Below are 14,433 nucleotides of genomic sequence, written 5' to 3'. Positions count from 1 at the left end.
TCTCCGGTCTCGGAAAGGAGGCGTCAGGAAGCGTTCAGCGAGTTTGTGGCGATCGCCTCGAAGCGCCTGTCGAACAGGTCCTCGGCCTTGATCGCGGGCTTGTTCAACTCCTTGGCCAGGAGATCGATCGTCGCCTGCTGGCGCACGATCACGTCGTTCCAGTCGGAGGGGATGTCGAACCGACCATCAGCGTCGACCAGATACTGGCCATCTTCTGTGTTGAGGCCCTGGGTGGCGACGTAGTATCCCTCGATCCACTCCTTGGGATGCTCTTCCACCCAACGGGCGGCTAGCGCCCAGTAGCGCACATATTCGCCGAGAGCGGCTGCTTTGGCCGGGTCGTCAAGCACGGCTTGTGGGGCATAGAGATGGGCTGGATCATCGCGCAAGCCGTGCGGGATGGTGGCAGCGCCGTCGGCGCCATACTGGCGGAGATAGCGCTTGATGAGGACGCCCGAGATCGGCGCGACGTCGACTTGCTTGCCGGCAAGTGCCACCGCTGGGCAGTTCGATGAGATCTACATCCTCCTTTTCCAGGCTGGCGGCCTGCAGGATCCTCAACACCAGCGCGCCTTGTGCCTGACCGGGGCTGAAAGCAATCCGTTTGCCGCGCAAATCCGCGAGCGTCTTGACCTCGACTCCCGGTGCAATGCCGAGTTGATAAATCGGGTGCGCAACCGGTTCCTTGCGGAACTTCGCGGCAATGATCTTGACCTTGAGCCCCGTCCAGGTCGCGTGGATGGGTGGAATGTCGGCAACGGATCCGACGTCCAATGCGTTGGCGCGAAAAGCTTCGATTGTCTGTGGACCGCCGCTGATATTGGCCCATTCGACCTCAAACGGCAGTTGATCGATCAGCCCCGATAATTCCAGGGCCCTTTGCGTCTCGGGATCGCCGATACGAAGCACAGTGCCCGCCGGGATTTTGGTCGGCAGTTTGCCAGCGTCCGGGCTACCCGCCTGGGCAATGAGGGGGGAGAAGGAAGCGACCAAGCCTACCGCGAACGCGGTCACGAACCCACCAAACCTCCTTCTTGAAAATCTCTCCACAGCTAACACCATCGTCTTGCTCCAGTTTTGGGAAGGCTCCGAATTTCGCTGCTAGTATGTCCAGCGATTTGGTAGACTATAAAAGTATCAGGTGCTGTTCTTTGCCACCCAAAGGAAACGCTGTTCGCCTCGAATGCTCATTCGGAGCACGCGCCGCCCAACAACAGGCGGCTTAGGGCGCTGCAGAGCAGGTCGCGTTCTGACCGGCGCCAACTCACGTCGTCGCCAAAAGCGGTTCCTGATGCCCTATGCGCCTTGCCAGCGAGTTCGGCTTGGAACAGGACCCAGCGTGAAGCTGCTAGCAGAAAAATCGCTTCGGCTCCGGTCGTGGAAGGACAGGCACTATGGCCTGCGATGATTACCGGCCGATAGGAACGGCCGGGCTCGTAAGGACCGGAAGAGCTGCTGTTTCCTTTTTGGGGGTTTCTCTGAAAAGTCTTCAGCCTAAACCTCATTATTGTGGTCCAGCCGTCGTATTTTCCAAGGCCAATGCACGGTAGAGTCATAGCACTTTGCCGCCTGCGCGGCAGAGAAGGCTATGGCAAAGCCGGAACCACAGTAAGACGGCACCGTCAGGCTCTTCAAAAAACTATTCAGAGGGGATCGTCATCATTGATCCGGCGACTGGGAGGCTCGGCCGGTTGAAAAGAGGACGTTGGCAATGGGACGGCCACGAGATAGTTGGGGTGATCCACGCCACGCACTTGCACGGATCACCTGCCAAAAATGGCGGACCGGTCCCGGAATCGAGCCGCCGTCGCGGGTTTTTCGCGGCCGTAGCGGCCTCGCTGTCTGCTGTGCGCTTGGCGAAGCGCGCAGCAGATGAGAACCTGCGTGGGTCCCGCGGGCGCTGATAGTGCAGCCCGAGATACGGCTGCTCGACGAGCCGCGAGGGGCTCTCGAGGCCATGACCAAGATTTCCATACAGGAAGACCTGGCGCGCATCTGAGCGAGAAAACGTCATCATGGAAAGGCGTGTCAGCCGGCGCGGGCGTTTCGCGCCTCCAGCGCGGCATTCATCCCTGTGAGTCAGGCTTGTTTATATAGCGAAACTTCGACAAAAAGTCGCTCCGACTCGGATCGGGAGAAGGGAGCAGATATGGTCTTTCGATTGAAAGAGCGACTTGGCAAGAAACTTGAGGAAGAAGTGCAATTCTTCAAATGTTGGCAGAAGGATAAGAAAGGTGTGGGCGCACTCATGCCCACGTCGATCCATGCGGCGCGCCGCATGGCCAGTGTGGTCAACCCGCATTCTGGATTGCCGGTTTTGGAGATTGGTGCCGGGACTGGTGTCATCACCAGGGCCATCCTGGAAAGAGGCATCAAACCGCATCGGTTGACTTCGGTCGAATATTCCAAGGATTTCTATGACGGCCTGGTGCGACGCTTTCCGGGAGTGGATTTCCGCTTGGGCAATGCGTTTGCCTTGGAAGAAATTCTGGGGGAGCGCCGGGAAAAGTTCGATTGTGTCATAAGCGCAGTGCCGATGTTGAGCTTTCCGATGCAACAGCGCCTCACACTGCTCGAGGATTTGCTCGCACGAATCCCCGCCGGGCGACCTGTGATCCAAATCACCTACGGTCTTCTGTCACCGGTGCTCAAAATGCCCGACCGGTACATCGTTTCTCACTATGATTTCGTCGTTCGCAATGTTCCCCCCGCACAACTCTGGACCTATCGACGAGCAGTGTGACCACAGGGACGCGAGCGCAGGTGGCTTCGGAATCCTTGTACAGGACTGCAAAGCCGACTGAACTTGGTGCTAGGGCCAGCCATTCGCGCCCTAGCTGGACCGCCTTCCAATCCGCATTTTCTGAGGATCGATGTGATCGCAGCAGAGAGATGATGTTCGGCTACAAGCATTGAGAGCGGCGAAGCTTCCGCTAACGCCTATGTTTCTCCGGTATTTCGGAGATGCATTCCTTGAGACGCGCCAGGCGGAACTTCGCAGCGAAGTTCATGTCCGGCTTCGAAACGTCGATGGCGTCCTTGAGGTGTGGGCGCTATGAGGTCGCGCTCCAGTTCCGCAATGCGCGCACGCACCTGCCGAGCCTCGTCCTGACGCAACGCCTTGATCCATCCACGCCCGCGCATCGGACTTCCTGCCAGCACCCGACTGTGCACCGCTGGGTCGTTCACTTCTCGCCCAGCTTCGGGAGCGCTTCAACGGGCGCAAGCGCGCCGTCACCGGCAAGTGGCACATGGACGAGACATACATCAAGATACGCGGCCAATGGATGTATCTATCGTGCCGTCGACGGCGTCGGCGACACGGTCGAGTTCTTCTTCAGCGAACACCGCGACCTGCCGGCAGCCAAGCGCTTCTTCCGGAAGGCCCTGGAGCGCCACGGCAGACCGGATCGCATCGTCATCGACGGCAGCCCGACCAATCATGAGGCGATCATTTCCTGCGACGCCGAACACCGTCTGCGGAATTGATCGCGACGAGCGCTGAAGCCGATCCGCATCCGCAAGAGCAAGTACCTCAACAATCGGATCGAGCAGTTCGCGCCGCACAAGATGGCGTCGGCCTGGGGCGCGCAGTTGCGCATAACGTTGGCGGCCTTGCCGGCGCATAGCGGCAACGAGGCCAGGGCGACCTACAGTCCGACACAGCAGGACAACGGTGTTGATTGCGGCGTCTTCGTGGTGGACGGCACGCGCGAGCTGGTTCAACGATCGGCGGACGAGCAGCGGCCCGAAACCCAACAGCCGCTGCACCTCAACGACCTCGTCGCCGATCGGCAGAAGCTGTAAGAGCGACTGAGGGAACCCTTGCCGCACGAGCGGTAGCCACGGATGATGAACCCGCCCCATCATTCATGGCATCCGAGCCATGGGATTTCCAGCTACTGTTTGATGATGAGCCTGGCTTCTCTTCGCCAGGAATTGCTTCGACCTGCCATGCGCGAGCGGACGATTTCATCAGCCAACCGAGGCGATTGCCATCCTCCGGCACTGGCTGAGAAACGCCTCGAAATATAAGGTGACGTCGTGTTCAACGCCGTCCTGCGTCGGTCGGGTGGCGTGTCGAAAGACAGCCATTTAGCGATGCTGCGCCGACCATAGCCGGTACGGCCAGCGATTGATTTGTCGATGAGCGTGGCGCACCTAGCGCCATGCCTTACCTCAATGTGCGGACCATCCGATCAGATTGACTTGCGGGCTCCCGATGTCGGGCGAATTGAGAAAACGTGCGATCTTTCATGGTGGCGCACCATGAAACCCTATTGCATTGCCAACCGAGGCCGGCCGGCGACGTCAGCAAGGGGCTCTCCTATAAGACAAGCCGGGGTCCGGATTTCTCCCAGATCATCTGCGATTTAAATCAAATCCGTCTGTGACACCCTTCTTATCGAGGTCCTTGACGATCTGGTTAGGTATTACGAGGGCATGCGCGAAGTTGCTTGGTTGGTCGGCACGTTTGCCGTGCCGGGCGCTAATTTGGGCTTCGCAGGATGGATCGCAGAAACGACCATGCCTCCTGCTGCTCTTCATCAATCGCTTGGATCCGTCCCAACCTTGCAGCCAAGAGCGTCGCTTTTTGGTCAATAGGGGATAAGGGCAGGCCGATCGGGGCGGCTTTAGGCAGTATGCGTCTATGCCTTCGTCCCTCGGGTCGGGCTTGCCCACGTGTGTGCCTCCCTATGCTTTCCGCCAGGCGCTTCTATTCGCGCGGAGTTAAAGACGGTTCAAGGGTCAGAAGAGGAAACCGACCACGGCAGTTATTATGAACGCAAAGGCCGCGCCAGCCAGCAAGGAAATGAACGTCATCACGATTAGCGCGACAACGAAGAGCCACCAACTCCATGTCCAATGCATGGTATGTGCCCGCCTTCCACCACCGGCAAGATAGCAGACCCATTACGCAAAAGGATCAAAACCACCGATTGTGAGACATGCAACCGAACATCTGTGCCCGTTTGCGGAACATGTGTGCCCAATTAGTCGCTCTCATGGGTCATAAAGGATGTAATATCTCCTTCATCCAAATTGAAATCATTCGACAATCGTGTGGGAATGTTTGTGGGACGGAAGACGGATCAAGACGCGCGCTAGGATCGAAGAGAGGCCATGGGGGCCTCCTGCGAGCCAGTTATCCGATCCCCCGCTCAGAAATCTCTACCAAACATTCCTGCGTTGCGTGCGTCAGCTGCGCTATTTGCGTGCGAGCACGACGTGAGCCTCTTGGGGGAACATCAGCTCCCCTCCAGTTGAATAGATTGCCAGCGAAGAACTTACATCACCCATAATCGCTGCGATGACTGCGTCGCGGTGTCCGGCATCCATTCCGCTGACCAGCCCTGCCTGCGGAGTCGCCGCCAGCTGTAGTCGCACATATTCCTTTGACGAGGGAAATCGGATGTTCTGGGTCGTCGTGTGGATGGTCACCTGACGAAATCCCGCCCCAGTCACCAATCGGTAAAGCTCGTCCGCATCGGCAAGTGAATGCTCGGACCGTTTCGTTGCCGAAGCGCCTGGACCGAGGTGTCGATCCAGGGCATCCGCCAGCGCCTTTGCCGCAGGGGTGTGCTCAATAGCGCTGAAAACGTTTAAGGCCAACCGGCCGTCAGGCATCAGAACCCGGAACATCTCACGTAGCGCACTCGATCGGTCCGGAAAAAACTGCAGCCCGAGCTGGCAAAGAACCAGATCGAAGGTGGAGTCAGGGAGCGGCATTTCGAGCGCGCTTCCCTCGTGCCAGTCGATACGCAATCCAGCGCCTGTCGGGAGGGATCGAGCAACGGCAAGCATGCCCGTGTTGATGTCGAGGCCGACGACCTGCCCACTTCCCATTCGCTCGGCGGCCGAGCGTGCCACCACGCCGGTGCCGCAGGCTACGTCCAGAACCCGCTCATCAGATAGAGGCGCAGCGCGATCCACCAGGTCGGCAGCCCACAGGGTTGTGATTGCCGGGACCAGGTAGCGCTCGTAGAGTTCCGCGGCGCTGCCTTCCAGCTGCCACTGCTCCTGCTGGGCCATAGCGTACCCCACCCGCACGACGAGCCGCTCGGCAAAAGGCCCGGTCGGCGCTTCAAGCAGCCATCATAAGCGCGTGTCTGTCAAACAAGCAACCGGACGATGGAATCAAGGATACAGCGCAGATTTGCCATGACATCGTTCCACGAAATAACTTGTTGATCTTCCCACGCAATGTGCCAACAAATGCGCTTGGGGTTCTGTCCGGGGAGCCCCCTCAGGCGATCTTTGGGGGCACCACCGGCGATCTTTCGAAGGGGGAGTGTCATGCGGATCTATGACAAGCCGAGAGAGCGGGTGTGTTCCTCCCCTCTGACTTGGCGCTATTTGGCCGCGTGTTCGATCAGCTGAAGTTGGGGCTCAATCGAAGAAGCAACATGAAGCACTCGCGTCTCGGATCATGGCCAATTATATGGCCGGCGTGAGGGACGAGGAAGAACTTCTTTCGGCCTCCAGACAGCCGCTTGGCCGGTGAGCTTGTGATGACTGTGCGTCACGCGATCGAGGGAGCGGCGGGCTTCGGCCAAATTCTCGGCCAGAGTCTCTAGCAGGGCTTCGCTTTCCGGGAGGATATGTCCGCACCGGCGCTCATGCTCGACAACTGTGTCTTGGAATGACACCGCCTTCTCATAGTGAGTGACGAGGCTGGAATATAGATGCTGCATCGTACTTCTCCCTGATTAGGCGAAAGCACGTTGCTCGCTCTCAAGCGCTCAATTGCACCAAGGTATGGGCGACCGGGAAATCCTACTCTCCTTAAGAGCAAAGCGCCACCATACACTCGCCAACCGAAAGCCCGCCGTGGCTAAAGGGTGCCAACCGCCGGTTAGTAGACGCGACGCAACTGGCGAGCGTAGGATTTCCTACGATCCAGGCATATGCCCTCCGCCCACACCCCGTGCCTGGTGAACGACTGAAAGCCCGCCGTGCCGAAAGGTGCGGCGGGTCTTTGTCCTCCGTCCGGGAACTCTGGCGAAGCCAACACGTTTTGATTCGCGCAGCACTGGTCCCCGTGCTGAAAGATCGGCTTTTGCCCCCGGTTTCCCGCGCCTATGCGCAGGACGACATTAAGGACGGAGACATTTTCCGGGTTGCCCCTCCGGAATACATGAAGGCCGAATATTACCTGCGCGGCTCCACCGGGAAAGGAATCGACAATTCCAATGCCGGTCCGGAGGGATTGTAGGCCGGGTGATCGGCCGAAAGTGTCCTTGCGAGCGGCGAGGGGCGGCCGCCGCTCTTTCCCGGCGAGTGCGGCATACAGGTGAAGCCTAAACGGGTCAGCATTCATGCCAAGTTCGGCTATCCTGAGGTGAGCGGGGACGACCATTTGCTTTCAAATGCGGTTAATCGGAGCATGGACAAGCTCGTTGACGAGAACGGGGCGAGACGGAAGGACTGGGGCTATGGAACCCTGAACAGGCGCATGTTGTTGATGGTCATTGCCGGCCCCCTATCCGGGCCCGCAAAATCCAAACAGAAGGAGTAACGAGCGTTGGCCAGTCAACGAGGAAGGCGCGTCCGCGCTGAGATTGCTCTTGCCCAGAACCTGATGCTCGCGCCCTGGGTTGTGGGGTTGCGGTTGCCGATCCTGGTTGCCGAGGCAACTGGTTCGCTGGTTTCAGGTCGGCCGGAAACCGTCAAGGCGGTGAGCGAAAAAGTTTCGGCCCTTGCGCAGGGAATTCTTGCGGCACAGGTGGCTTGGACGCGGGGCGCATTGACATTGCCGCTCGCCATAGCCGACGCGTCATCGCCGCTGGCCGATATCGGGCGATCAATGGCCCTTGCTGCTCTTGAGCCTGCGGGGCGGGAGGTTCGCCTAAATCACCGCCGGCTTTCCAGGCGCCGCAAACGGTGAAGCCGCAAGAGGCGAAAACACCCGCAGCAAGGCTGCAACTGCCGCAGTCCATCGATGAATGTGCGATGGCAGTGTAAAACTTGGCGGAATTTCAATGAAAACCTCTTCCGGGGCGGCGGCGCAGAAAATGATTTCTACCCCCGTATACCGGGGCGGTCGCAATCACCTGACAGACGCGAAAAGAACGCGCCGTCGGCGGATTGACACTTCAGTCGGGATACAGCTCCTTGCCGTTAATGGAGGTGTCGGGAACTGAGCTTCGATTCGGCGGTTAAAAAGAGGGAGAGTTACGGAGGTTAAGGTGAACGGCTTGCTGAGGACTGGACTTTCGACAGGCGTGACCGGCACGGTCGCAAGTGTTGTGACGGCGGCGTTCCTCGTCCTTCTGGCCAAAGCCGAAGGAAAGTCGGCGCTGCAGCCGACCAACTCCACCAGCCACTGGCTCCACGGCGACAAGGCTGGTGCGGTTAGGAAGGCCGACCTCGCGCACACGGCGGTCGGCTTCGGCACCCATCATGCTTCGGCCATATTCTGGGCCGCTCCGTTCGAGGCTTGGCTCGCCAGAAATCCTCCGCGGTCGCCGCTACTGATGCTGCGTGATGCCTCCGCGGTAGCCGCGATCGCTGCGGCTGTGGACTATCTCGTTGTGCCCAAGCGGCTGACCCCGGGCTGGGAGACAGTGCTTTCTAAGCGCTCCATCGCAGCTGCGTATGTAGCGCTGGCTCTGGGTTTGGCTGCCGGCGGACTAGTCGCGCAGGAGATGCGAAAAGGCGAGGTAGGGCCATAGCGCAGGGCATTTCGTGGCCATTGAATGCCTGTGCAAAAGCTTCTGTACTACGGCACGCAGTGGAGAACCGTTCGGCCCACGGCATCGCCGCGACCGCGGGTGTGTCGATTCAGTTCGTGAACACAAACCCGGACGGCCTCGCAAATCTCGGCCTGATGACCACCCGCCGCTGACGCTGCGCTGCGCCCAGATGGTGCTTGCGGCGCGCGCATGGAGTGCGGCAAAGCCGGACCAAGATACCTCGTCGACGGCCCAGATGGTGCCGCTGGCGTTGCTCCATTTCCACAACTACGTGCCAGAAGCATCCAGGTCCATCACCATCCACTGCGAACTTGTCTGCGCAGTCGCAGATTCGGAGCTTTGACCGGTCGGATTCGGATCAACGCTAGAGCTCTGCGATGATCGCTTCCCGTACCTTTTCTTTGATCATCAGTTTTACTCCCGGATACCAAGTCTCTGGCTACCTATGTGGCCCGCCAGCCCAAGTGGAGGCGCCCGCTGTCGTCCGGACGTGAGTAAGAGCAAAGCCGTTTTTTGGCTTATTCGCGACAGGTCCAGCTGCAAATCCTGTTCAGGCACTTCATAGGACATGTCGCGGGACAGCAGCCCGCATCGTCTCCTTATCAGCACCACGGTCAAAGCTTCTCCAGGATAGCGATGCCGAATGCCGCATTTCCGCAGCCTTGAGGGATGAAATCGAATCCGTGAGTCTTCCAGCTAATTCCCGCTCTGGCGAAAAGAGGTCCGGCGACCGGAAGCGGCGGGCAACGTCTGTGCCGTAGAGATCGAGCAGCACCCAGTCCCCCGCATGGAAACTGTAGCCTTGCCAGCGACGCATGGCCGAGAGGCTACGCCTGGTGTTCCATTCCTGGAACGCCACAATGACTTTGCCATTGTTATAGGCACCTGCAGGAGGCCGGCCATGAATATATTCCCCTATCACATCGCGCGGCTTGCCACGGTGGTGTTGCTGTTGCCAGCCGCGCAGACCTTCGGGCAAGGGCTTCCGGGGCAAGGCGCGTCACCAACAACTACACAGAGGCAGGACCCACAAGATGTGGGCGTCGAGGTTTCGCTCGGCAGGCAAGAAGTGAAAACACGGAAACAGCAGCGAGCCCGCCGCGTGAGGAGCTTGGGACGCCGCTCGGTTCGAACGCACTGCTCCGGCATAGTCTGCCGGGTTATGCGCACGATTGTCGCTAAGCGCCGAGCGGATTTTCGGCCAGGGGAACTCCGGGCATTCCTCGCACCCTCGCCCTCGCGCAACACCGCATGCTTAACAGAAACGATAGCACGCACTCTCACAATTAATGGCCAGGCGACGGCCGTTCGGCAGCGGGGTTTGTCGCAAGCGAGGACGAGGGTGTCGGGTCTACTACCAAATGTCGGAGGTCGGACATGGAAGGCAGCTTACCATTAGGTCATTGAAAGCATTATTCCTTTGGCACGATCAGTGCAACGGATGATCCGCAAACGTTGCACGGAACCGATACAATGTGAGGGGAGCGTCATCCAGATTTTTGCGTTGACCGTCCACTCAGTCTTCACCCAGTGGCAGCCGCGCAGGCGCTGGCGGACGCCAGCCAGCCCGATAGCCCATCGATCCAGTCGGCGGAGAACAGTAGACAGAATGGGAGAGACACCAGTATGAACTGCGAATGTGAAATGGTTGCTCGGGTAAGCGCCATCGCCTTGCTCTGGACGGCCACCGCTGCATCGGCGAACGAAGGCATGTGGATGCCGGCCCAGACTGCGGAAGTGGGCGCGGCCGTGCGCGCGGATGGGCTCCAGATCGATCCCGCGCAGCTGAGCCGACTGGACGCTGCCCCGCTCAACGCGATCGTATCACTGGGCGGATGCTCCGCCTCCTTCGTCAGCCCGCAAGGATTGGTCGCGACCAATCATCACTGCGTGTTCCGATCCATGCAGTACAACAGCAAGGAGAGCCAAGACTATCTCACCAACGGCTTTCTGGCGAAGAGCCTGGGTGAGGAATTACCCGCGGTGCCCGGCAGCCGCATCTATGTGATCGAGGATATGCCGGATGTGACCGCCGACATGCTCAAGGGCGTATCGGACAAGCTGAACGGCTTTGCCCGCTATGAGCGGCTCGACACGAACCGCAAGGCGCTGATCGCCGCATGTGAAGAACAGCCCAATCGCCGCTGCGACGTAGGGTCCTATTATGGCGGCGCCTCCTACTATCTCCAGCAGAAGCTCGAAATTCAGGACGTGCGCCTCGTCTATGCGCCCGGGCTCGGCATAGGTAACTTCGGCGGCGAAACGGACAATTGGATGTGGCCGCGCCACACAGGCGACTTTGGCTTTTATCGCGCCTATGTCGCCCCTTATGGTTCCTCCCGGCCTTATGCGCGCGACAACGTGCCCTACCGGCCGAAGAACTGGCTGCGCATCGCCTCTAAAGGCGTGCAAGAAGGCGATTTCGTGATGGTCGCCGGCTTTCCCGGAGCAACCAATCGGTTCCTCACCGCGGATGAAGTCCGGTTCAACTTCGCGCACTACGAACCGCTGTTGCAGCATTTGCTGTCGGATTATGCGGCCCAGATCAAGCAAGCCACGGCAGGCAATCGCGAAGCGCAGATCCGCTACGCCTCCATCCTGCGAGGTGTTGAAAACTACAAGAAGAAGCTGGCGGGCGATCTTGCCGGCGCCGACGCGATCGGCCTCGACGCGCGCAAGGCTAACGAGGAGAAAGCTTTTCGCGCCTGGGTCGCTAAGTATCCCGTACGGCAGACGCGCTTCGACGCAGCAATCCGCGAACTGGACGCGATGGTGAGCGAGAATAGCCGGGCTTCGCTGGCGAGGCTGCGCCAGGCGCTGCTGGACCGCGCGCAAATCCTCTCATCAGCACGCACTCTCTATCGCTGGGCGAAGGAGCACGAGAAGCCCGATGAAGATCGCGAAAGCGGCTTTCAGGATCGTGACCGTAACGAGACCGTGGATCAACTGACGCAGATCGAACGCGGTTATCTGCCCGTCATCGATCGCAAGCTATTTGAGGCCGCGCTCGATGAATATCGCCGGCTGGACGCAAAGGACCGCGATACTGCGTTCGAAACCACTTTGGACCAAATTGGCCTTGACCGACTTTATGCAGACACCAAACTCGCAGACACGGCAACGCGGCTCGGCTGGCTCGACAAGCCCGCTGCTGCCTTCGAGGCGTCGGACGATCCTTTCATCAAGCTGGCGGTCGCGCTCTATCCCGGCGACATAGCTGCGAAGCACGCTGCGAAGGACCGCGCTGGACGCAGCCAGGCGGCTCGCGCCATCTATATGCACGGCCAGCGTGCCTACCAGCAGGCAATCGGCCGGCCGATGTATCCCGACGCGAATGGCTCGCTGCGCATCACCTGGGGCAAGGTGGCGGGGCGAACACGCGACGGGCAGATCTGGATGCCCTTTACCACGGCCGAGGGACTTCTGGCCAAAGAAACGGGCAAGGGTGAGTTCGACGCTCCAGATGCGGCTATCGCAGCGATCCGAGCCAAGGATTATGGCCCCTATGTCGCGCCAGCGCTGGGCACGTTACCGGTCAACTTCCTGTCCACCGCCGACATCACCAACGGCAACAGCGGCTCGGCGACGCTGAACGGACGCGGCGAGTTCGTGGGTCTCGCCTTCGACGGCACGCTCGAGGGCGTAATCTCTGACTGGGAGCGCGACGCAGACCGCAGCCGCAGCATCCATGTCGACAGTCGCTTCATGCTCTGGACCATGGACAAGATTGACGGCGCTAGCCGGTTGCTCAAGGAGATGGGAGTGCTACCGGCGTCGCGCTCCTGAGCGGGGTAGTCTGGCGGTAGGCGAACGCGTCGGCGTCAGCCAGCCAGAACGGCACTTCGGGACATTGACGTGAGCTTGCCACAGCGATCGTTGATCGTGCTCGAATCGGCCGGCGCTCCAACGCATGCGCAACATTCGAAGGTTCGCCAGCGCCTGAGCAGTTGCCAATTCCGTTTCCCCCTTGGCATACCCGTCCAATGACGTAACTCGGTGCAGTCGCACCGAGCAACGCTTGTTCGTCTACTCGAAAACGAGCAACCCGAGTTCTGAAGCCGCGTTGAACCGACTGTTCCCTCGCAATGGAGACAAGACGATTCAGCTCTTCTGTGGAGAAAATGCCGAAATGAAAACCGCCGGACAGGAACAACGGCGGTCCACAGGAACGGGAGGCCACAGATGTGCAAGGTTTACGCGAGACAGGATCCCGAAGGATACCGCCAGACCAACCGTTCGGTCCGTGTTGCCGGCCATTCGACCAGCATCCAGCTCGAGGCCGCTTTTTGGACTTCTCGACGAAATTGCCGAGAGCCAGGGTCTGTCAACGCCGAAATTTATCTCCAAGCTCTGTGACGAGGCACTCGAGATCAACGGAGATATCCCGAACTTCGCGTCTATGCTCAGGACTAGCTGCGCACTCTATCTGCGCGGTTACCGGCCCTCACACGACGAGCGTCTTAAATTAAAGCGAAGCTGCGTGAAGGCGAGAGGGCGCAGGTGGAGCATTTGCACCTGCGCGCGGACACGAATTTGCTCGGTCGGTAGACCTTGGATCAAGCGGAACGCTGGGCAGACTCTTTCCCTAGCTGGTGACTCCGCACCGCCGGTGAATGCTTGTTTGCGTCGAACCGTTTGTAATTCGCTCGACTGGCATTGATGCGCCCCCGTGGAACGGGATAAATCTGCAGGGGGATAGGAATGGTGCCCAGAGGTGCCCGACCCGGTCGGTGCTTATTTCGAAGCCTCTGTAAACTCGCGCATATACACAAGCCCTAGGCGATACCTGTGTCGCCGATGCCGCAATGGCAGGATGCTTACAAAAGAGGACATATCAGACCTAATAGCTGAGCGGCCGTTGTAGCAAACCTGAAAAAATATCAATCAATCAAAGTATTAACGCCTTGGCATGCTCCTTGCGACGTTCATGCAGATCTTAGAGTGTAAGCGTCCTTATCCGGGATGCAGCGCTCACCGGGGAGGTAGAAGCCTTGAAATCCAAAGATGTGCGTGCCCAAGCCTATTCGATGCCGCTTACAAGCCCCGCCTACCCGACGGGGCCATATCGCTTCGTGGACCGCGAGTACCTTATCATCACCTACCGGACGGACCCCGACCGGCTACGCGCCGTAGTCCCTCAGCCACTCGAATTCGATGATCCCTTGGTAAAGTTTGAGTTCATTCGCATGCCCGACTCTGCGGGTTTCGGGAGCTATATTGAGTCCGGCCAGGTCATTCCCGTTAGGTTTAACGACGTGATCGGCGGCTATTCGCATGCCATGTAGTCGCGGACGGTGTGGCCGTGCGACGACTGTTGCGATGACGATGAGCCCACCTCGTAAAGCTAGATCGGAGTCATCGGATCTCGTAACAGAATCCCGCGCTCACAGCCCCCACTCTGCGAGGGGCGCTGTATATGTCGCGGCGTCTATAGCGCGGGGCGACGCGTCAGTAAAAATGGAGTTGGTGAAAGCTGTGGATTCAAGAGTTCCTGTTGCCGAGCAGCAGAAAACGAAACCGAGCTTCCCCGATTTGGCATCGGCGACCAGCCATGATCGTCCGTTCTCCTGACAAACATCAAGAAAACAGAATCGACTTTTCAGCGGCATCGACCCGATGCTGGCGATAATGGCCGTTTTCGCTCCATTTCGCTCTTGGTCGCAGGAAGGTTGCCCGAACAGCACGGACTCGTCCGCGTTGAGCCGATCGCCACGAATGTTCGAAGTTACTCATCGGC

General features: G+C 59.2%; 7 protein-coding genes and 5 pseudogenes. 9 read left to right on the top strand and 3 right to left on the bottom strand.

What is annotated here, in order from left to right:
- Positions 1 to 23 precede the first annotated feature (23 nt).
- Positions 24 to 1,059: pseudogene (locus tag MESS2_RS00445) on the bottom strand (ABC transporter substrate-binding protein).
- Between the two features lie 829 nt (positions 1,060 to 1,888).
- Here MESS2_RS00445 and MESS2_RS33160 point away from each other — a divergent pair.
- From MESS2_RS33160 to MESS2_RS00435, 3 genes and pseudogenes are all read left to right on the top strand, one after another.
- A pseudogene (locus tag MESS2_RS33160) lies at positions 1,889 to 1,996 on the top strand (ABC transporter ATP-binding protein); the annotation flags it as partial.
- Positions 1,997 to 2,149: 153 nt separating this feature from the next.
- The gene (gene pmtA / locus MESS2_RS00440; RefSeq protein WP_008872025.1) at positions 2,150 to 2,743 is read left to right on the top strand and encodes a phospholipid N-methyltransferase PmtA; all 594 of its coding nucleotides are present in this window, start codon (positions 2,150 to 2,152) and stop codon (positions 2,741 to 2,743) included.
- A 407-nt stretch (positions 2,744 to 3,150) separates the two neighbouring features.
- A pseudogene (locus tag MESS2_RS00435) lies at positions 3,151 to 3,555 on the top strand (IS6 family transposase); the annotation flags it as partial.
- Positions 3,556 to 5,208: 1,653 nt separating this feature from the next.
- Here MESS2_RS00435 and MESS2_RS00430 read toward each other — a convergent pair.
- Positions 5,209 to 6,033, bottom strand: a complete 825-nt coding sequence (locus tag MESS2_RS00430) for a methyltransferase domain-containing protein (protein ID WP_008872020.1) — start codon at positions 6,031 to 6,033, stop codon at positions 5,209 to 5,211.
- 1,027 nt (positions 6,034 to 7,060) lie between these two features.
- On the opposite strand from MESS2_RS00430, the gene MESS2_RS32080 reads away from it, so the two are divergent.
- The 3 genes from MESS2_RS32080 to MESS2_RS00415 all read left to right on the top strand — a co-directional run bounded on the left by MESS2_RS32080 (position 7,061) and on the right by MESS2_RS00415 (position 8,675).
- Entirely contained in the window at positions 7,061 to 7,216 is a 156-nt protein-coding gene (locus tag MESS2_RS32080; RefSeq protein WP_157357552.1) for a hypothetical protein, read from the top strand.
- Between the two features lie 396 nt (positions 7,217 to 7,612).
- Complete coding sequence (locus MESS2_RS00420) at positions 7,613 to 7,888, top strand: hypothetical protein (RefSeq protein ID WP_157357550.1); 276 nt, start codon at positions 7,613 to 7,615, stop codon at positions 7,886 to 7,888.
- A 301-nt stretch (positions 7,889 to 8,189) separates the two neighbouring features.
- The gene (locus MESS2_RS00415; protein WP_008872013.1) at positions 8,190 to 8,675 is read left to right on the top strand and encodes a hypothetical protein; all 486 of its coding nucleotides are present in this window, start codon (positions 8,190 to 8,192) and stop codon (positions 8,673 to 8,675) included.
- Between the two features lie 580 nt (positions 8,676 to 9,255).
- Here the strand turns inward: MESS2_RS00415 and MESS2_RS32075 are convergent.
- Positions 9,256 to 9,675 (bottom strand): hypothetical protein, encoded by a 420-nt coding sequence (locus MESS2_RS32075; protein ID WP_157357548.1) that lies wholly within the window; start codon positions 9,673 to 9,675, stop codon positions 9,256 to 9,258.
- 647 nt (positions 9,676 to 10,322) lie between these two features.
- On the opposite strand from MESS2_RS32075, the gene MESS2_RS00410 reads away from it, so the two are divergent.
- The 3 genes and pseudogenes from MESS2_RS00410 to MESS2_RS00405 form a co-directional block, all read left to right on the top strand.
- Positions 10,323 to 12,482 (top strand): S46 family peptidase, encoded by a 2,160-nt coding sequence (locus MESS2_RS00410; protein WP_008872009.1) that lies wholly within the window; start codon positions 10,323 to 10,325, stop codon positions 12,480 to 12,482.
- A 396-nt stretch (positions 12,483 to 12,878) separates the two neighbouring features.
- A pseudogene (locus MESS2_RS31880) lies at positions 12,879 to 13,161 on the top strand (ribbon-helix-helix domain-containing protein); the annotation flags it as partial.
- A gap of 526 nt (positions 13,162 to 13,687) precedes the next feature.
- Positions 13,688 to 13,978: pseudogene (locus tag MESS2_RS00405) on the top strand (acetoacetate decarboxylase); the annotation flags it as partial.
- Between the last annotated feature and the right edge of the window lie 455 nt (positions 13,979 to 14,433).

Origin of the sequence: Mesorhizobium metallidurans STM 2683 (genome assembly GCF_000350085.1) — a bacterium.
GTDB classification, from domain to species: Bacteria; Pseudomonadota; Alphaproteobacteria; order Rhizobiales; family Rhizobiaceae; genus Mesorhizobium; species Mesorhizobium metallidurans.
The sequence above is the reverse complement of the archived record's forward strand: the minus strand, read 5'-3'. Positions and strand labels throughout refer to the sequence as shown.

Bases quoted from the DNA above. Each gene is read 5' to 3' on its own strand.
- MESS2_RS00430 (WP_008872020.1), bottom strand. From the start codon at position 6,033: ATGGCCCAGCAGGAGCAGTGGCAGCTGGAAGGCAGCGCCGCGGAACTC.
- MESS2_RS00410 (WP_008872009.1), top strand. From the start codon at position 10,323: ATGAACTGCGAATGTGAAATGGTTGCTCGGGTAAGCGCCATCGCCTTG.
- pmtA (WP_008872025.1), top strand. From the start codon at position 2,150: ATGGTCTTTCGATTGAAAGAGCGACTTGGCAAGAAACTTGAGGAAGAA.